The organism is Pseudomonas sp. DNDY-54 (assembly GCF_019880365.1).
GTDB classification, from domain to species: Bacteria; Pseudomonadota; Gammaproteobacteria; order Pseudomonadales; family Pseudomonadaceae; genus Stutzerimonas; species Stutzerimonas stutzeri_P.
In genome coordinates this window covers 3,720,658-3,739,395 of sequence record NZ_CP082271.1, presented here as the reverse complement: position 1 = coordinate 3,739,395, position 18,738 = coordinate 3,720,658, and the positions used below count along the sequence as shown (strand labels likewise).

The following is an 18,738-nucleotide window of genomic DNA, read 5'->3' as shown; positions in this document are numbered from 1 at the left end:
ATGTCTCAGCCGATTCCCCTCAAGGACCATGAAAAAGACGCCCGCCTGGTGCGTCAGCGTGTGCTTGTGGGCGCAGCTATCGTATTGCTGCTGATCGGCGTGCTGATTGCGCGGCTTTATTACTTGCAGGTCGTGCAATACCAGCATCATTCCACGCTGTCGGAAAACAATCGGGTCCATGTCCAGCCCATTCCGCCTAATCGAGGCCTGATTTTTGATCGGACCGGCAAGATCATTGCCGACAACCGGCCTAGCTTCAGCCTAACGGTCACCCGCGAGCGTGCGGAGGACTGGCGCACCACGTTGGATACTGTCGTCGAGGTGTTGGAGCTTTCCGCCGAAGAGCGCGAGCTATTCGAGAAACGCGTGCTGCAGGGGCGGCGGCCATTCGAGCCGGTGCCGATCATGTATGAGCTGTCGGAAGAGCAAATCGCCCGCATCGCGGTGGATCAGTTCCGCCTGCCGGGCGTCGAGGTAGCAGCTCAACTGGTCCGCCATTATCCGCAGGGCGAACATTTTGCGCACTCGGTTGGTTACGTCGGGCGCATCAACGAGGCAGAGGTCAAGCAGCTTGATCCGGTCAATTACAGCGGTACGCACCATATCGGCAAAACAGGCATCGAGCGTTTTTACGAAGACGCCTTGCACGGCCAGGTCGGCTACGAGGAAGTCGAAACCAACGCCCGCGGTCGGGTATTGAGGGTACTCAAGCGCACCGATCCCATTCCGGGCAAGGACATTACCCTGACGCTCGATCTCGATCTGCAGGAAGCCGCGGAAGCTGCGCTGGCGGGGCGCCGAGGCGCCATCGTCGCCTTGCAACCCTCAACTGGCGAAGTGCTGGCAATGGTCAGTCAGCCCAGTTTCGATCCTAATCTGTTCGTCACCGGCATCAGCTTCAAGGCCTACGGCGAGCTGCGGGATTCGATCGACCAGCCGCTGTTCAACCGCGTGTTGCGCGGATTGTACCCGCCGGGATCGACGATCAAGCCGATGATGGCGGTGGCCGGTCTCGACACTGGGGTTGTCACCGAAGACAGCAAGGTATTCGACCCGGGCTTCTTCCAGCTCCCCAATGTGAAGCACAAGTACCGCAACTGGAACCGGGGCGGCGATGGGTGGGTGGACCTGGAAACCGCAATACTCCGGTCCAACGACACGTATTTTTACGATCTGGCCCACAAGATGGGCATCGACCGAATGCACGAGTACATGACCCGCTTCGGCATTGGCCAGCGCGTGGCGCTGGACATGTTCGAAGAAACCGCCGGCCTGATGCCGTCTCGCGATTGGAAGCGGGCCCGCTACCGGCAACCATGGTATCCGGGAGAGACGGTGATCCTCGGGATCGGTCAGGGCTACATGCAGACCACACCGCTGCAGCTGGCTCAGGCGACGGCGCTGATGGCGACCCATGGCAAGTGGATTCGGCCGCATCTGGCAAAAAGCATCGACGATGCGTCCCCGGTCGACCCGGAGCCGATGCCCGATATCCAGCTGCGTAATCCGCGTTACTGGGATACGGCGATCAGCGGCATGGAAAAGGTTCTGCACAGTCCCCGAGGGACGGCCAAGCGAGTCGGCGATACAGCCAGTTATCGCATCGCTGGCAAGAGCGGCACCGCCCAGGTCGTGGCGATCAAGCAGGGCGAAAAGTACGACAGCGGTAAGCTTGCGGAACGGCATCGCGACCACGCCTTGTTTGTCGCCTTTGCTCCGGTGCATGACCCTCAGATCGCAGTGGCGGTCATGGTGGAAAACGGCGAGTCGGGATCCGGTGTGGCGGCGCCTGTGGCTAAACAGGTCATGGATGCCTGGTTACTCAACGAGGCAGGCGAGCTGAAGGCCGAATATGCGCCGCCGCTGACGGCCGAGGGGCGGTCGCCATGAGCAGCACGTTCGATCGCACGCTTTCGACCACCGATGTGATGCGCCGCCGGGCGTCGCTTCTGCAGCGTATGCATATCGATGGTGTGTTGCTGTTGCTGTTGTTGCTGCTGGCGGCCGGCAGCTTGTTCGTTCTGTATTCGGCAGGGGGCAAGAATTGGGATCTGCTGATTAAGCAGGCGACCTCCTACGGTATCGGCCTGGGTGCCATGCTCGTCATTGCGCAGCTTGAGCCCAGGTTTATGGCGCGCTGGGTTCCGCTGGGTTATTTGGCGGTTGTAGGGCTGCTCGTGGCCGTGGAGTTCGTCGGGTATACGGCAATGGGGGCGACTCGCTGGATCAGTATTCCCGGGGTCATTCGGTTTCAGCCGTCCGAGTTCATGAAGATCATCATGCCGATGACCATCGCCTGGTATCTGTCCGCACGGACATTGCCGCCGAGTATCAAGCACACAGTGATCAGCCTCGCGCTGATCGTGGTCCCCTTCGTACTGATCCTGAAGCAACCGGACCTGGGCACTTCGCTACTGGTGCTGGTCTCCGGGGCGTTTGTATTGTTCATCGCCGGCCTGCGTTGGCGCTGGATACTGACCGCGCTTGCCGCCCTCGTGCCCATCGCTGTGGCCATGTGGTATTTCGTTCTGCACAACTATCAGAAACAGCGCGTTTTGACGTTTCTCGATCCGGAAAGCGATCCGCTGGGCACTGGCTGGAACATCATCCAGTCGAAGGCGGCGATCGGCTCGGGCGGGGTGTTCGGCAAGGGCTGGCTACTGGGCACGCAGTCCCACCTCGATTTTTTGCCCGAAAGCCATACGGACTTTATCATTGCCGTCTTGGCTGAAGAGTTCGGTTTGGTCGGCGTTTGTCTGCTGTTGTTGGTCTATTTGCTGCTGATCGCGAGAGGCCTGACAATCACGGTTCAGGCGCAGACCTTGTTTGGCAAACTGCTTGCCGGCGCGCTGACGATGACGTTCTTCGTATATGTTTTCATCAATATAGGTATGGTCAGCGGGCTGTTGCCTGTCGTAGGGGTGCCGCTGCCCTTCATCAGTTTTGGTGGCACTTCATTGGTGACCCTGCTATCAGGGTTCGGGGTTTTGATGTCGATCCACACCCATCGCAAGTGGATCGCACAGGTTTGATTAGAGTGAATGTCTTGAAACCATTACGGCGTGGCTGGTGGGTACGAGTGCTCTGCGGAGCGGGGATGTTCGGTGCATTTGGTGGGGCGTCGGCAGTAGCCGCTGCGGAATACCAAGGCGAAAAGGTCGCCGAGTTTGTTCGCGAAATGACTCAGGATTACGGTTTCGCCAGCGAGCAGTTGCTTGACGTGCTGGCTCAGGCAGAACGCAAGCAGGCGATTCTCGATGCGATCTCTCGGCCAGCCGAGCGCGTCAAGCCGTGGAAGGAATATCGGCCGATCTTCATCACTGAATCGCGTGTGGCTCAGGGGGTCGATTTCTGGCGCGAGAACCAGGCTGCGCTTGAGCGCGCCGAGCAGGAATATGGCGTGCCGGCTGAAGTGATCGTCTCGATCATTGGGGTTGAGACGTTTTATGGCCGAAACACCGGCAGCTATCGGGTGATCGATGCGTTGTCGACGTTAGGTTTCGATTATCCGCCGCGCCAGCCGTTCTTCCGTCAACAACTTAAGGAGTTTCTGTTGCTGGCGCGCGAAGAGCAGGTTGATCCGTTGGTATTGACGGGCTCCTACGCGGGTGCGATGGGCCTGCCGCAATTCATGCCGAGCAGCTTTCGCGCCTATGCCGTGGACTTCGATGAAGACGGTCATATCGATATCTGGAAGAACCCGGTCGACGCCATCGGCAGCGCCGCCAATTATTTCAAACAGCACGGCTGGACGGCCGACGCGCCAGTGGTTGCCCGGGCTACCGTCAAGGGCGAGCGGCATGTTGAAGGGCTGACCGAGGGCCTCGAACCGGTCAAGAATGCCGCCGAGTTGCGCGAGCTGGGCTGGAGCTGGCAGACCGAGACGCCAGTGGCGGACGATACGGCAGTGACAGCGTTCCGGCTGGACGGTGCCGACGGTGACGAATTCTGGGTAGGCCTGCCGAACTTCTACGTCATCACCCGTTACAACCGTAGCGTGATGTATGCGATGGCGGTGCATCAGCTCGCCGGGCAACTGGCCCAGGCGCGGGGGACACCATGACCTTTCGTTTGCTGGCGGCAGTCGCTGCCGCTGTGCTGGTGGTTGGTTGCTCCTCGTCGCCCACGTCACGGCAGCCGACGCCTGCGCCGACGCCGAGCGTTGGTATCAGTGGCCCCGATGACTATTCGCGCCCCCACAAGGATGGTGCACCCTGGTGGGAGGTTGACGTTTCCCGTATTCCCGATGCAACACCGACGCCCCATAACGGGCCGTTCAAGGCGAATCCTTATACCGTGCTGGGCAAGACGTACTACCCCATCGGTGATGGTCGCAACTACCGGGCCACGGGTACGGCTTCCTGGTATGGCACCAAGTTCCATGGCCAGCCTACTGCCAACGGCGAGAAGTACGATCTGTATGGCATGAGTGCGGCGCACAAGACGCTGCCACTACCAAGCTACGTGCGTGTGACCAACATCGACAACGGCAAGACGGTGGTGCTGCGGGTCAATGATCGCGGCCCCTTTTATTCGGATCGGATCATTGACCTGTCCTTCGCTGCCGCGAAGAAGCTGGGTTACGCTGAAACGGGAACGGCACGGGTCAAGGTCGAAGGGATCGACCCCGAACAATGGTGGGCCGAGCGTGGTCAACAGGCGCCGTTGGTGCTGGCACAACCCCAGAAGGCCACGACTAAGCCCGCCAGCAAGGCGATAGCTCAGCCTGTCGAGCAATACACGCCGCCACCAGCGCAGCACGCCGGTGCCACTGTGCCGCTTCAGGTCAGCGGGAGCGACCAGGGTGTTACTGCCAAACCCGGGGTGTTTTTGCAGGTCGGTGCGTTTGCCAATCCGGATGCTGCGCAGCTGCTGCGTGACAAGCTGAGTAGCATGACGGCCGCACCTGTATTTGTTAGTTCGGTGGTTCATCAGGAGCAGATCCTGCACCGGGTGCGCCTCGGCCCGATCGAATCGCTGGATGAAGCTACGCAGCTCGAGCAAAGCGTCCGAGTGGCCAATCTGGGAAACCCGAGGCGAGTCCGAATCGATTAGGGCATGCCATGTAAGCGACGCTGTTCAATAACTGTTTGTGCCAAACACCACTTCCTGAGAGAGCAATGACTATCACCACCTTCGTGCACCGCCTGTTCCTCCTCACTGTGCTGGCAGTAGCGCCAGCCGCTTGGGCCGAGCCGATCATTCCGTCTCCGCCGCAGTTGGCAGCCAAATCCTACGTCCTGATGGATGCGGCCAGCGGTAAAGTGCTGGTGGAAACCGCCGGTGACGAGCGCCTGCCTCCCGCTAGCCTGACCAAACTGATGACCGCTTACATCGCCACGCTGGAAATCCAGAAAGGCCAGATCTCCGAAAGCGATATGGTCACCGTCAGCGAAAAAGCCTGGCGTACGGGCGGTTCGCGGATGTTCATCCAGGTCAATACGCAGGTCTCGGTAGACGATCTGCTGCATGGCATCATCATCCAATCCGGCAACGACGCCAGCGTAGCGATGGCTGAACATATCGCCGGTAGCGAAGAAGCCTTCGCGGACCTGATGAATAGCACCGCTGAGCGGTTGGGGATGACCAACTCCCATTTCATGAACTCAACCGGCTTGCCGCACCCGGAGCACTATTCTTCTGCTGCTGACATGGCCAAGTTGGCTCGCGCGATCATCTACGAAGATCCGGCGCACTACGGCATCTATGCGCAGAAAGAATTTTTCTGGAACAACATCAAGCAACCCAACCGCAATTTGCTGCTGTGGCGCGACAAGACGGTCGATGGTTTGAAAACGGGTCATACCGAAGAAGCTGGTTACTGCCTGGTGGCTTCGGCGGTACGCGACGGCATGCGCCTCATCAGCGTCGTGTTCGGTACTGACAGCGAGCAGGCGCGCGCCGCCGAGACGCAGAAACTGCTGACCTACGGCTTCCGCTTCTTCGAGACCAAAACCTTCTACCAGAAGGGCGTCGAACTGGCGCAGTCGCGGGTCTGGAAAGGCCAGCAGGACCAGGTTAGCGCTGGGCTGGCGAAGGATCTGACTTTAACCCTGCCACGTGGTCAGCTGGACAAGCTGCAGGCTGGTCTGACGTTCAACCCGGAACTGACTGCGCCGATCCAGCAGGGCGATGTGGTCGGTAAGGTCGACGTTACGCTTGAGGGCCAGGTGCTGCAGAGCACCGACCTGATTGCGCTGAACGCCGTGGAAGAAGGCGGTCTGTTCCGTCGCTTCTGGGATAGCATTCAGCTGTTCTTTTTCAACCTCTTCAACTGATGCCTTTTGAGCGCGCCCTGGCTATCCGCCGGGCGCTCTTACGGATCACGAGTCCGTCACCATGACCGAAAGCAAAACCGACGCACAGCCACCCAAAATAGAATTCCCCTGCGAGCGCTATCCGATCAAGGTGATCGGTGACGCGGGTGAGGGGTTCAGCGAAATGGTGGTCGAAGTGATCCGGCGCCATGCGCCGAATTTTGATGAAACCACCTTAGTCAGTCGCGACAGCCGCAACGGGCGCTTCCTCTCTGTGCAAGTGCTCATCACCGCAGCCAGTGTCGAACAGCTGCAGGCGATCCATGTTGACCTGCGCGCGACCGGACGCGTGCACATGGTGCTGTGAAGTTGGTCTGTTTATCGAAGGCGCTCTCGCCCGTCATGGTTGTCATCGGCAATCTCTCTGAATCGAGTAGTTGGCTGTGAGTGCCGCTCTGCTCGGCGTTCGTGAGCTCGGGCTGGTGGAGTACCAGACCGCGTGGCAGGCCATGCAGCGCTTCACCAACGAGCGGCTGCCCGTAACCGCTGACGAGATCTGGTTGCTGCAGCATCCACCGGTGTTCACGCAGGGACAGGCCGGCAAAGCCGAACACCTGCTGCTCCCAGGAGACATTCCGGTGATACAGGCCGACCGTGGTGGTCAAGTGACCTACCACGGTCCGGGGCAGCTGGTGTGTTATCTGATGCTGGATGTAAGGCGGCTCGGATTTGGCGTACGGGAACTGGTGAGCCGCATCGAGCAAAGCCTGATTGACGTGCTTGCCAGCTACGATGTGCAGGCCGTCGCCAAACCCGACGCGCCTGGCGTCTATGTCAATGGTGCGAAGATCGCATCGCTCGGCCTGCGAATCCGCAACGGTTGCTCGTTTCATGGTTTGGCGTTGAACGTGGATATGGATCTGGAGCCCTTCCAACGGATCAACCCCTGCGGCTACGCCGGCATGGCCATGACTCAGATGGCTGACGTGGTCGCCAGGCCGATAGCGCTTTCTGAGGTCAGTGCCCGCCTGCGTGAACAGTTGGCCAAGCACCTCGGCTATGCGCAGCAGCAGACGCTGGCTTCCGTAATAGAGCGTTGAACCGGGTACTCACTTAGCCAGCGCGAGCGAGGCATGGCGGTTATAAAAACGCCTGCCTCCAGACGAAGCCTGGCGGCAGGCGTCGTCCGGCGCGATCAGTTCAGCGTAAGTGTCGGGATCAGGCTGGCGTCGACTGGCTGGCCCGGCACCGGCACCGGTGCGGCCAGCCCCAGGTTGTTCTTCTCGAACACTCGGTCGGCTCGGTAGCTGGAGCGCACCAGCGGGCCAGCGGCGACTTCCATGAAGCCTTTCGCAAGACCTATATCGCGGAAACGGTTGAATTCTTCGGGGCTGACCCAGCGCTTGACGGGGAGGTGGTTGCGGGTCGGCTGCAGATACTGGCCTAGGGTGAGGATGTCCACACCGATAGCGCGCAGGTCATCCATGGTCTGCAGCACTTCCTCGTCGCTTTCGCCCAACCCAAGCATCAGGCTGGTCTTGGTCAGCATGTCCGGTCGATGACGCTTGGCGTGCTCCAGCACGCGCAGGGTCTTCTCATAGCCCGCGCGCGGGTCGCGCACCTCATGAGTCAGGCGCTTGACCGTTTCGACGTTTTGCGCGAAGACCTCCAGACCAGAATCCGCCACACGTTCGATGGCTTGCAGGTCGCCGTCGAAGTCCGGGGTCAGGGCCTCCACCACCACCTGCGGGGTGCGCTCCTTGATGGCACGTACACAGGCGGCGTAGTGCGCGGCACCGCCGTCGTCCAGGTCGTCGCGGTCCACGGAGGTCAGCACGATATAGCGCAGCGCCATCAGCTCCACCGATTTGGCGGTGTTCTGCGGCTCCTCCTGATCAAGCCAGCCGTTGGGATTGCCGGTATCCACCGCGCAGAAGCGACACGCCCGGGTACACACTGAGCCCATCAGCATGATAGTGGCAGTGCCGTTGGACCAGCATTCGCCCATGTTCGGGCAGTGCGATTCTTGGCACACGGTGCTCAGACGGTGTTCGCCTACATTGCGCTTGACTGCTTCGAAGCGACTGCCGCTGGGTGCTTTAACCCGCAGCCACTTGGGCTTGGGCTCGAACACCTGGGGTTCGCTTGAGGCCCGGCGCTTCTGCCCGTCCTTGATCGCGGTGATGCCCTGAGTAGTGCGGAATTTTTCGCCGCTGGCAACGGTTTTAGGCTGGGAGGTATCGGACATCGGCTTTCTGGGCTCCGCTAGAGGCTCCGGGACGAGGCGGCTTGTGGCCGGCGCGGAGTTTATCACAGGCGCTGACCGTGCAGTCCGTCTAGCAATGACGACGGGCCGCGGCGGGATTGGCAGTCCATGGCCGATGGTTCGCCATGCTGGCTTAAGGCTCCGCCCGAAGTCTGCCCAGCAGCTCCTGCGTAGGGTGCCCGTCAGCAGGCCAGCCGAGTTGCTGCTGAAAGCCTCGGATCGCGCTGCGGGTGTTGGCACCGATAATGCCGTCTGCAGCGCCTGGATCGAAGCCTTGGCTCGATAGGCGCTCCTGCAGCTCGAGCCGCTCGGAGCGGCTCAGGGGCTGTTCACCCTGCGGCCAGCTTGCGCGGATCTGGCCCCCGCCACCGAAGCGCTCGGACAAAAGACCGATGGCCAGGGCATAGGATGAGGAGTTGTTGTAGCGAAGAATTGCCCGAAAATTGTCCAGGACCAAAAAGGCGGGGCCGCGATAGCCAGCGGGAAGCAACAGGCTGGCTGATGCCTCATCCATGTTGGATGGCAAGCCGTTCAGCCCGAGGCGGCGCCACTCGCGCAATGGCTTACGAATACTGCTATCGGCCAGAGCGTAGTCGAACCCTTCCGGTAGAGCGGTTTCGAATCCCCATGGTTGCTCGGCTTTCCAGCCCGAGGCCTGCAAGTAGTGGGCGGCTGAAGCCAGAGCATCGGCCGAGCTGTTCCAGATATCCCGGCGGCCGTCACCATCGAAATCCACCGCGTGGGTGTTGTAAGTAGTCGGAATGAATTGGGTCTGACCCATGGCGCCAGCCCACGACCCCCGCAGCTGATCGGCGGAGACATCCCCTCGATCGAGTATTTCCAGCGCGGCCAGCAATTGGCTTTTGGCAAAGCCCGGACGCCGGCCTTCATGCGCCAGTGTTGCGAGCGAGCGAATCACGCCCTTGTCGCCCATGATCTGTCCGAAGCTGCTTTCCAATCCCCAAATAGCCACCAGCGTATTGCGGTCGACGCCGTAGCGAGCCTCTATGTCATCCAGCGTCGCTTGGTGTTGGCTCAGGAGGCGCCTGCCGCCTTCGACCCGCTGTCGCGACAGGGCGCCTTCGAGGTATTGCCAGACCGGGCGGGTGAACTCCGGCTGGCTACGGTCGGCCGTGATGATGCTGGGGTCGGGGGTGACCCCCGCAAAGGCGCGGTCGAACACCGTTGCCGGTATGCCTGCTTGAAGCGCCTCGCTACGAAACGCGTCGCGCCACTCGGTAAAACTCTGCTGTACCGGCTCGGCTTCGGATGGCGTGTCTGGCTTGGCCTCGATCGTGGTCGTGGTTTGCTGGCTGGGAGTGGCCGGTGTTGCGGGCGTAATGGGCTCAGCGGCACAGGCGACCACGATGCTCAAGGCTGATCCGGCAATCAGGGTACGCAGCAGCAGGACGGGAACAAAGGTGTAAAGCATGCACCACACTCGGCAAATCATCGGCAGCCGACATTATCACGCTTTGGATTGCTTGGCTTTTCAAGCCGCCAGAAGGACCGAAGCCTCCCAGTTGGAGGACTGGGAGGCTTCACGGCGGTAGCTGCCTTTGCCTTTTTTTGGCTGTTCCTGGCGACTGCGAAACAGGGGTTGCGCCACCAGGCTCTTGGCCTTGTTCGGCCGCTTTCGTTGCTTGCTCATCATCTGCCCTCTTGGTTGTCTCTGATCTGGCGAGGGCATCTTAGAGGCTGTACAAAAAATGTCCAGACCCATAGGCGGATGGTGAGCGTCAATGGTGCGTTGAGAGCGCGTGGAAATATCGATGCGACAGGGGCTGCGCAAATCTGGCGTTGCAGCTACAGCTGGACCCTTCGTCCGCTCAGCTGAAGGCAAAGATCCGTCAACCCGGCCCAGGGGTCGCCCTCCGCCTGTCCTTTAATTTGCTCGTCGATGTGCTGTGCATCCATTAGCAGGCGTTGCCATCCCGTCGCATCGTGGCGCTGCAGCGCCTTGCTGACGAGGGGCTTGCGCTTGTCCCATACCGGTGGGCGTGCCTGGCTGAAGGCGCGGTCGAGCGGTGTGCCCTGGCTGTACTGTTGCGAGATGTTGGCTAGCTGGCGAATCTCACGCGCTACTGCCCACAAAATGACCGGTGCTTCGACGCCCTCGCCGCGCAGGCCAGCCAGCATTTGCAGAATGTGCTCGGGCTGGCCTAGCAGCGCTGCATCAATCAATCCGAAAACATCATAGCGAGCGCTGTCGGCTACCGCGGCCTGTACGGTAGCGGCGGTCACCTGCCCGCCGTCGGCCAGCAGTTTGAGTTTCTCAATTTCCTGGGCGGCGGCAAGCAGATTGCCCTCGACGCGTGCAGCAATCAGCTCCACGGCTTCCTGATCGGCTGCCAGCCCGGCCCCAGACAGGCGCTGACGAATCCACTGCGGCAACTGCTGCGCATCCACCGGCCAGATCTGCAGAAACTGTACCTGCTTGCCGTCGATCAGCGCCTTGGCCCATTTGGTCTTTTGCGTATTACCGTCGAGCTTGGGCAGGCTGATCAGCAAGACCGTGTCTTCGGCGGGCCGCGCAAGGTAGTCCATTAGCGCAGCGGCACCCTTGTCTCCGGGCTTGCCGTTCGGGATGCGAAGCTCCAGCAGGCGCTTCTCGGCGAACAGCGAGAGACTGGCACCGGCCTCGATCAGTTGCCCCCAGTCGAAACCGGTCTCGACGCTAAGCACCTGACGCTCATTAAAGCCTTGCTGGCGGCAGGCGCCTCGGATCGCGTCGCAGGCTTCCTGGCAGAGCAGATGCTCGTCCCCGCTCACCACATAGACCGGTGCGAGTGAGCCTTGCAGGTGCTTGGCGAGTTGGGCGGGGGGCAGCTTCATGGGCTTTATACGGCAGCCACAGACGTGGCTACCAACATCACTGGATCGGCAGTTCGATCGGCGACTGCAGCGGCCGCTGGCTCTGCTCCCGCATCTGCGCTTCGATGGCCTCGGCTTCGGCGCGCTTCCTCGCTTCGGCCGTCTGTTGCAGTTGGTCGAGCTGTGCAGGGGTAATGCCGCGGATTCGCATGCTCAATTGCTGCAGGACTTCACGGCGCATTTCCTGGCGCAGCTGGCCGGCTTCCTGGTCGGAACCGATGAGGTTGCTGCTGTCATGTACGTAGACTTTCTGCACCTCAACGCCGTCTTCCAGCAGCACGGTGTTCTCAGGGCCGCGGAATTGATAGTCGAGTACGGTGGTCAGCTCGTATTCAGCACTGCGTGCCGAAGTGGTGTAGCTGGCGGTGCGCTGACGATTCTGCTCGCTCACCAGATTGAGCGTATAGCGGGCGCCTGAATAGACGCGTACGCCGTTGTCCTTGAGCAGTTCCTCGAGTTGCTGGGCGGTCTCGCCATAGCTGTTGCGCGCCTGAAGGTTGATTTCTTCGAGGGCGAAGCTGGTTTCGCCCGTGCCGCGCAGCTGAAAGCCGCAGGCGCTCAGCAGCAGGGCCAAACCGGCCACCACGAGATTGCGTTTGATCATCTTGTTATCCCCTTGCCAGCCTTGGCGCGCCGCGCCAAGGCGAATCAGTTAGCGACGATATTGACCAGTTTGCCGGGCACCACGATGACCTTGCGGATCGTCAGGCCTTCGGTGAAGCGCACCACGTTCTCGTTTGCACGTGCGCTGGCTTCAACGGCTTCGCGCGAAGCGTTGGCAGGCACTTCGATTTGTCCGCGCAGCTTGCCGTTGACCTGCACCACTAGGGTCAAGCTGTCTTGAACCAGCGCCGTCTCGTCCACGGTTGGCCAGCGTGCATCGATGATCGCGCCGTCGCGGCCCAGGTGGTTCCAGAGCACGTGGCAAATATGCGGCGTTATCGGCGCAAGGAGCAGGGCAACAGTTTCCAGCCCTTCCTGAAGAAGGGCGCGGTCTATATCCCGTGTATTGGCGGCCTTCTCCAGCACGTTCATCAGCGTCATCACCTGGGCGATGGCGGTGTTGAACTTGTGGTGCTGGCCGACATCCTGGCTGGCCTGTTTGATGGCCAAGTGAATCGCGCGGCGTACGGTTTTCTGCTCGTCATCAAGGCTGGCCAGATCCAGCTGGCCGACCGCGCCGGCACTCACATGGGCATGTGCCAGGCGCCAGACACGGCGCAGGAAACGGCTCGCGCCCTCAACGCCAGAGTCGGACCATTCGAGGCTCATGTCCGGCGGCGAGGCGAACATCATGAACAGGCGGCAGGTGTCGGCGCCGTAAGTATCAATCATCGCTTGCGGATCGACGCCGTTGTTCTTCGACTTGGACATCTTCTCGGTGCCGCCGATTTCGACCGGCAACCCGTCACTGGCGAGCTTGGCGCCGATCACTTTGGCTTTGGCATCGCGCTCGACGACGACGTCGGCCGGGTTGAACCAGTCTTTGCCACCGTTCTCCAGGGTGCGGTAGTAGGTGTCAGCGATAACCATGCCCTGGGTCAGCAGATTCTTGAATGGCTCATTGGAGCTGACCAACCCTTCGTCGCGCATCAGCTTGTGGAAGAAGCGTGCGTAAAGCAGGTGCAGAATGGCGTGTTCAATACCGCCGATGTACTGGTCCACCGGCAACCAGTGGTTGGCAGCTGCTGGGTCAACCATGCCCTGGTCGTAATGGGGCGAAGCGTAACGGGCGAAGTACCAGGACGACTCGACAAAGGTGTCCATGGTGTCGGTTTCACGCTTGGCTGCGGCGCCACATTTGGGGCAGCTGCAGTCATAGAATTCCGGCATGCGCGCCAGTGGCGAGCCCGCACCGTCCGGGACGACGTCTTCGGGTAGGACCACCGGCAACTGGTCTTCTGGCACCGGTACGTCGCCGCAGCTTTCGCAGTGAATGATCGGAATCGGGCAACCCCAGTAGCGCTGCCGGCTGATGCCCCAGTCGCGCAGGCGGAACTGGGTGCGGGCCTGGCCGAGACCTTTTCTTTGCAAGGCCGCTTCCATGGCGTCGAACGCGCCATCGAAGTCCAGCCCGTCAAACTCACCGGAATTGATCAGCTCGCCGTGTTCGCCGTAGGCGTCGTTCCAAGGCGCTGGCGTCTGGTCGCCGGCGCTGGTACGGACTACCGGCTTGATTGGCAGTTCGTATTTGCTGGCAAAAGCAAAATCGCGCTCGTCGTGGGCGGGCACCGCCATCACGGCGCCTTCACCGTAATTCATCAGTACGTAGTTGGCGACCCACACCGGCAATAGCTCACCGGTCAGTGGATGCTCGACACGCAAGGGGGTAGAAAGACCTTTCTTTTCCTGGGTGGCGATATCGGCTTCGGCCACGCCGCCACGCTTGCATTCGTCAATGAAGGCCTGCAGCTCGGGATTGTTTTGAGCGGCGAGCGTGGCCAGGGGATGTTCGGCCGCCACGGCGACATAGGTCGCGCCCATTAGCGTATCGGGGCGAGTGGTGAACACCTTCATCACGCCTTCGCTACCGATGCTGGCGACATCGTAAGGGAAGCTGATTTCCATCCCGCGCGACTTGCCGATCCAGTTGCGCTGCATGGTCTTGACCTGTTCGGGCCAGCCATCCAGTTCGTCCAGACTCTCCAGCAGCTCATCCGCGTAGGCGGTGATCTTGAAGTAGTACATCGGGATTTCGCGCTTCTCGATCAGCGCACCGGAACGCCAGCCGCGGCCGTCGATGACCTGCTCGTTGGCCAGCACGGTTTGATCGACCGGGTCCCAGTTCACGGTGCCGTTCTTGCGGTAGATCACGCCCTTTTCGTATAGGCGGGTGAATAGCCACTGTTCCCAACGGTAGTAGTCAGGTTTGCAGGTGGTGACCTCGCGCGTCCAGTCGACTGCCAGGCCCAGGCTTTGTAGCTGGGTGCGCATGTAGTCGATGTTTTCGTAGGTCCACTTGGCCGGCGCGACCTTGTTTTTCATTGCGGCGTTTTCCGCCGGCATGCCGAACGCGTCCCAGCCCATGGGCTGCAGCACGTTCTTGCCCTGCATGCGCTGATAGCGCGCAATGACGTCGCCAATGGTGTAGTTGCGCACGTGGCCCATGTGCAGCTTGCCGCTGGGGTAGGGGAACATCGACAGGCAATAGAAGGTGTCCTTGCCTGGCTGTTCGCTTACTTCAAAGGATTTCTGCGCGTCCCAGTGGGACTGCGCGGCGGCTTCGATTTCGCGGGGCTGATACTGTTCGTGCATGGCTACTGGCGTTGGAATGGGGGCTGGCTGTTCGCGAAGCGGCGACTGGCTGCGGAAACGCCGGTGGAGACCTGGCGAAGACGGCGGCGCAACGGGCTGGATGCGAAAGCATGGAAGCGCCGTAGCATACATGACCCCCCGCGACCGAGGGAAACCTGATTTACCAGCGTTATGCGCCCCGTTTGTCGACAGCATCGTCGTCGTTCGCGTGTGAGCTACGCTTGTACAGGGGGCGGGACGAATGTGAGGTGAACCAATGGGTAGAGAGCGCCAAGTAGACGAGGGCAATCTGTACGGACGCGTGCTGCAGCGGCTGACAGTGGCGTTGGAGGAGGCAGAGCGGACGGCGGGCGATAGTGATAGCGCTAGCGTGACGACGGAGCTGGAGGTCGGCGGACTGACGCCTGCGGAGTTCGACTTGATACGCGCCTATCTGCAACAGGACGCCCAATGGCTGTCCGGCTGGCACGCCGCGGCGGAGGAGCAGGCGCAGCTGGTGCGTCAGGCGACGCGTCCAGCCTTGCGCAATGTGCTGCGCCACCATCCGGGTAAGCGGGGCAGGCAGGCTCCGTTGTCAGTCCAGCGAGCCATGAACTGTGCGCTCTGTGGCGCCAGTGTGACCTGGCCCGAGGGCGCTGGGCCGGTGGCCTGTTCGGCCTGCGGCTCGCAGCTGCTCCGTGCGAGGCAGCGATTGCATACCTACCCAAAGCATTGACGGCGTCCAGCCTGCCGACAAACGGACGCCCTGGAAGGTAAAGTGCAGCGACCGACCTACCGGAGCTGCACATGCCGATTCGCTACTTCTTTAAACAATTGCTGCTACCGCCCGGTGGCCTGTTGCTGCTGTTGCTCGCCGGCTGGTGGCTGCGGCGGCGCGCGCCACGGCTGGCCGCACTCTGCTTCGTGTTGGGGGTTGGTGGGCTGTGGCTGATGAGCCTCCCGGTGACCGTCGAATGGGCGGCGCGAATACTCGAAAGCGAGGTGGCGCTTGATCGCTCGGAATGGAGCGGTCTGAAGCAACGGTCGCAGGCCATCGTGGTGCTCGGTGCCGGACGCGAGCAGGCCGACCCTGCCTGGGGTTCGGATCAACCCAGTCATATTGCTCTCGAACGGTTGCGCTATGCGTCGCGGCTGGCGAAGGCCTCTGGCCTGCCGATCCTCACCAGCGGTGGGCTGCACTACGGCGAGCCGCCGAGCGAGGCCCTTCTGGCAGCGGAGGCGCTGCAGCGTGATTTCGCTACACCAACCCAGTGGCTAGAGGAGCGTAGCCGGACCACCTGGGAGAACGCGCTGTACAGCGCTGAGATGCTCAAGGCGGCAGGCATTCAACGGATCGTTCTGGTGACCTCGGCGTCGCATATGCCGCGGTCACGGTGGTGTTTTGAGCAAGCCGGCCTCGAGGTGGTCGCGGCTCCCGTGGGATTCCTCGGAGTGCCCCACGGGCGGCCTTTCGGCGGCTGGCTGCCGGAGGCGAAAGCGGTGTGGCAGAACGGCATGCTGCTCAACGAAGCGGTCGGCATGCTGGTGTATCCGCTCTTATATGGCGATGACGCCGAGTGACGGGTGAAGGGCCGCTCGGCTCAGATCGGGCGGGTCAGGCCGACCGGCGGCGAATCAGGCCCCAGCCGAGCAGGAGCACGCAGAGTACGATCAGCGGCCACGAGCGCCATTGCAGGTACGGCGTTAGCCCTTGCATTGGGGTGACCTCGCCGTAGAGCACCGCCTCCTCGAAGGCTGGAATCTGCTCGACGATACGGCCCTGCGGATCGATCAGCACGGTTACCCCGTTGTTGGTCGCGCGAACCATCCAGCGTCCGGCTTCGAGCGCTCGCATTTGCGCCATCTGCAGGTGCTGCAAAGGCCCAATGGAATGGCCGAACCAGGCGTCGTTACTGACGGTGAGCAACATATCGCTCTGCGCCGAGAGGCTGGCTGCAAACTCTGGGTAGACCACCTCGTAGCAGATAAACGGCGCAATCTGATAACCCTTCGCCTGGAGCAACACCTGGTCCGGCGCGCCTCGGGCAAAATCCGACATGGGTAGATCAAAGAAAGCGATCAGACCACGCAGCACATCCTGCAAGGGAACGTACTCACCGAAGGGCACCAGTTTCTGTTTGAGATAAGTACCCTGCGCGTCGCCAGCGGTGGTCAGGCCGTTGTAGTAACGCAGTTCACCCTCCGCGTTTGGCTGGCGTACGGGCACGCCAGTGATCAGTGCGGACTGCCGTTCGTTGGCAAAGCGGCTCATCATCGTCAGGTAGCCTTCGGCGTGCTCCTTCAGGATGGGCACCGCGGTTTCCGGCCAGACCATCAGATCGACCGGGCGGCTGCGGAACGTCATGTCGCGGTACAGCAGCAACTGCATCTCCAGCTTCTTCGGGTCCCACTTGATGCTTTGGGCGACGTTGCCCTGCATCGCTGCGACTGTGATTGGCTCGCCCTTGGGGGTAGTCCAGCCGTGCTGACCGATACCCAGCGCGCCGACCCATAAGGCTGCCAAGAGGGCAAACGAACCGATCAGCGCGCGCTTGTGCGCGAGCAGGCGAGGCAGCTCGACTGATAAGGCTGCAGTCAGCACGATCACGAAGGTGAGTAACCAGACTCCGCCGAGCGGCGCCAGGCCGGCCAGCGGGCCTTCAAGCTGGCTGTAGCCCGCGTAGAGCCAGGGGAAGCCGGTCAGCACCCAGCCGCGTAGTGCATCCAGTGCGAGCCACAGCGCGGTAAAGACCAGGGCGTTGATCAGAGGTGAGGAAATCTGCCGAAACCAGCGAGACCAGAGCCATCCCAGCAGGGCGAAGAACAGCGCCAGACCGGCAACGAAACCCAGCGTCAACGCGCCCGCGAGGAGGGGCGGTGCGGCGCCAAAGTCATGAATGCTGACGTAGACCCAGCTGACGCCGGAAGCGAACAGGCCGAAGCCGTAGCACCAGCCACGACCGGCCGCCTGCTTGGCAGGCAGCTCGCGCAGGCCAAGGTAAATCAGGCCGATCGACAGCAGGGCCAGCGGCCAGATGTCGAATGGCGCAAGCGATAGGGTAGTCAGGGCGCCAGCGACAAGCGCCAGCAGGTTGCCCGGCCAGCCGGGGCGGGTGATCCAGCGCATGGGGATTCCTTGCAGAACCGCCGCCGGTACGGTGACCGGCGGTGGGGGATACGAAACGGGCGAGTCTACCGAAGGTTTCGGCGCGCGGGCAGGGCGCCTAGCGGCTTTCGGTCTCGGTGCGAGTCAGGCGCAGCATGTGCACGCGGCGGCTGTCAGCGTTAAGGACGCGGAAACGGAAGCCGTCGATCTCGGTCACCTCGTTGCGTTTGGGGAGGTGGCCAAAAGTGCTCATGACCAACCCTGCCACGGTATCGAACTCCTCATCGGGAAACTCGCAATTGAAGAATTCGTTGAAGCTGTCGATCGGTGTCAGCGCCTTGACCAGGAAGTCGCCGCTGGGCAGCGGCCGGATATAGCTGTCTTCCTCGATGTCATGCTCGTCTTCGATGTCGCCGACGATCTGCTCAAGCACGTCTTCGATGGTTACCAGGCCAGCCACTCCGCCGTACTCATCTATGACGATGGCCATGTGGCTGTGGTTGGCGCGGAACTCGCGAAGCAGCACGTTGAGCCGCTTGGACTCGGGGACGAAGGTGGCCGGACGCAGCAGGTCCTTGATGTCGAACGGATGGTGTTCGTCCTGCAAGATCAACGGCAGCAGGTCCTTGGCGAGCAATACGCCGATCACCTCGTCGAGGCTGTCGCCGACGACCGGATAGCGCGAGTGCGCCGCAGAGATAATTGAGGGCAGGAACTCCTTCGGAGACTGGTCCGCCCTGATGCTCATTACTTGCGAGCGCGGCACCATGATGTCCCGCACCTGCAGGTCTGCCACTTGAATGGCGCCCTCGACGATTGCCAGGGCTTCGTTGTCCAGCAGCTTGTTCTGATGGGCGCCGCGCAGGACTTCCAGCAGCTCCTCTCGGGTTTTCGGCTCGTGGGCAAAAGCCTGGGTGATTTTCCCAAACCAGGACTTCTGCCCGTTGCTCGATCGGTCTTCGCTCATGTTTTGACTCAATGGTCCTTGCAGTTGCCCGTTC

The 18,738-nt window shown here is 61.4% G+C and carries 17 protein-coding genes; 9 read left to right on the top strand and 8 right to left on the bottom strand.

Going from position 1 to position 18,738, the window contains the following annotated elements; translation table 11 throughout:
* The 7 genes from mrdA to lipB all read left to right on the top strand — a co-directional run bounded on the left by mrdA (position 1) and on the right by lipB (position 7,357).
* Complete coding sequence (gene mrdA / locus K4O48_RS17410; protein ID WP_222909608.1) at positions 1–1,890, top strand: penicillin-binding protein 2; 1,890 nt, start codon at positions 1–3, stop codon at positions 1,888–1,890.
* Between the two features lie 38 nt (positions 1,891–1,928).
* The gene (gene rodA, locus K4O48_RS17405) at positions 1,929–3,032 is read left to right on the top strand and encodes a rod shape-determining protein RodA (protein WP_222912141.1); all 1,104 of its coding nucleotides are present in this window, start codon (positions 1,929–1,931) and stop codon (positions 3,030–3,032) included.
* Positions 3,033–3,097: 65 nt separating this feature from the next.
* On the top strand, positions 3,098–4,063 hold the full coding sequence (gene mltB, locus K4O48_RS17400; RefSeq protein ID WP_222909607.1) for a lytic murein transglycosylase B: 966 nt from the start codon (positions 3,098–3,100) through the stop codon (positions 4,061–4,063).
* Positions 4,060–5,055 carry a septal ring lytic transglycosylase RlpA family protein gene (locus K4O48_RS17395; RefSeq protein WP_222909606.1) on the top strand — a complete coding sequence of 332 codons (996 nt, stop codon included), beginning with the start codon at positions 4,060–4,062 and terminating at the stop codon, positions 5,053–5,055. The genes mltB and K4O48_RS17395 overlap by 4 nt, the downstream gene beginning before the upstream one ends.
* 65 nt (positions 5,056–5,120) lie before the next feature.
* Positions 5,121–6,278: a D-alanyl-D-alanine carboxypeptidase family protein gene (locus K4O48_RS17390; RefSeq protein ID WP_222909605.1), complete on the top strand. Its 1,158-nt coding sequence runs from the start codon at positions 5,121–5,123 to the stop codon at positions 6,276–6,278.
* Positions 6,279–6,339: 61 nt separating this feature from the next.
* Positions 6,340–6,624 carry a DUF493 domain-containing protein gene (locus K4O48_RS17385; protein ID WP_222909604.1) on the top strand — a complete coding sequence of 95 codons (285 nt, stop codon included), beginning with the start codon at positions 6,340–6,342 and terminating at the stop codon, positions 6,622–6,624.
* Positions 6,625–6,700: 76 nt separating this feature from the next.
* Positions 6,701–7,357 (top strand): lipoyl(octanoyl) transferase LipB, encoded by a 657-nt coding sequence (lipB, locus tag K4O48_RS17380; RefSeq protein ID WP_222909603.1) that lies wholly within the window; start codon positions 6,701–6,703, stop codon positions 7,355–7,357.
* A 95-nt stretch (positions 7,358–7,452) separates the two neighbouring features.
* Here the strand turns inward: lipB and lipA are convergent, their stop codons facing one another.
* From lipA to leuS, 6 genes are all read right to left on the bottom strand, one after another.
* On the bottom strand, positions 7,453–8,505 hold the full coding sequence (lipA, locus tag K4O48_RS17375) for a lipoyl synthase (protein ID WP_222909602.1): 1,053 nt from the start codon (positions 8,503–8,505) through the stop codon (positions 7,453–7,455).
* Positions 8,506–8,656: 151 nt separating this feature from the next.
* Positions 8,657–9,955 carry a lytic murein transglycosylase gene (locus K4O48_RS17370; RefSeq protein ID WP_222909601.1) on the bottom strand — a complete coding sequence of 433 codons (1,299 nt, stop codon included), beginning with the start codon at positions 9,953–9,955 and terminating at the stop codon, positions 8,657–8,659.
* Positions 9,956–10,015: 60 nt separating this feature from the next.
* Positions 10,016–10,174, bottom strand: a complete 159-nt coding sequence (gene arfA, locus K4O48_RS17365) for an alternative ribosome rescue factor ArfA (RefSeq protein ID WP_222909600.1) — start codon at positions 10,172–10,174, stop codon at positions 10,016–10,018.
* A 155-nt stretch (positions 10,175–10,329) separates the two neighbouring features.
* Positions 10,330–11,358, bottom strand: coding sequence for a DNA polymerase III subunit delta (holA, locus tag K4O48_RS17360; RefSeq protein ID WP_222909599.1), 1,029 nt, complete (start codon positions 11,356–11,358; stop codon positions 10,330–10,332).
* Positions 11,359–11,395: 37 nt separating this feature from the next.
* Positions 11,396–12,001 (bottom strand): LPS assembly lipoprotein LptE, encoded by a 606-nt coding sequence (gene lptE / locus K4O48_RS17355; protein ID WP_222909598.1) that lies wholly within the window; start codon positions 11,999–12,001, stop codon positions 11,396–11,398.
* A 44-nt stretch (positions 12,002–12,045) separates the two neighbouring features.
* Positions 12,046–14,652, bottom strand: coding sequence for a leucine--tRNA ligase (gene leuS, locus K4O48_RS17350; RefSeq protein WP_222909597.1), 2,607 nt, complete (start codon positions 14,650–14,652; stop codon positions 12,046–12,048).
* A gap of 256 nt (positions 14,653–14,908) precedes the next feature.
* On the opposite strand from leuS, the gene K4O48_RS17345 reads away from it, so the two are divergent.
* Together K4O48_RS17345 and K4O48_RS17340 are read left to right on the top strand one after the other, a co-directional pair.
* Positions 14,909–15,367, top strand: a complete 459-nt coding sequence (locus K4O48_RS17345) for a hypothetical protein (RefSeq protein ID WP_222909596.1) — start codon at positions 14,909–14,911, stop codon at positions 15,365–15,367.
* 71 nt (positions 15,368–15,438) lie between these two features.
* Positions 15,439–16,212 (top strand): YdcF family protein, encoded by a 774-nt coding sequence (locus K4O48_RS17340; protein WP_222909595.1) that lies wholly within the window; start codon positions 15,439–15,441, stop codon positions 16,210–16,212.
* Between the two features lie 34 nt (positions 16,213–16,246).
* On the opposite strand, the gene lnt is transcribed toward K4O48_RS17340, so the two are convergent.
* Positions 16,247–17,758 (bottom strand): apolipoprotein N-acyltransferase, encoded by a 1,512-nt coding sequence (lnt, locus tag K4O48_RS17335; RefSeq protein WP_222909594.1) that lies wholly within the window; start codon positions 17,756–17,758, stop codon positions 16,247–16,249.
* A gap of 97 nt (positions 17,759–17,855) precedes the next feature.
* A complete protein-coding gene (locus tag K4O48_RS17330) occupies positions 17,856–18,704 on the bottom strand; it encodes an HlyC/CorC family transporter (RefSeq protein WP_222909593.1) in 849 nt (282 codons plus the stop codon).
* Positions 18,705–18,738 lie beyond the last annotated feature (34 nt).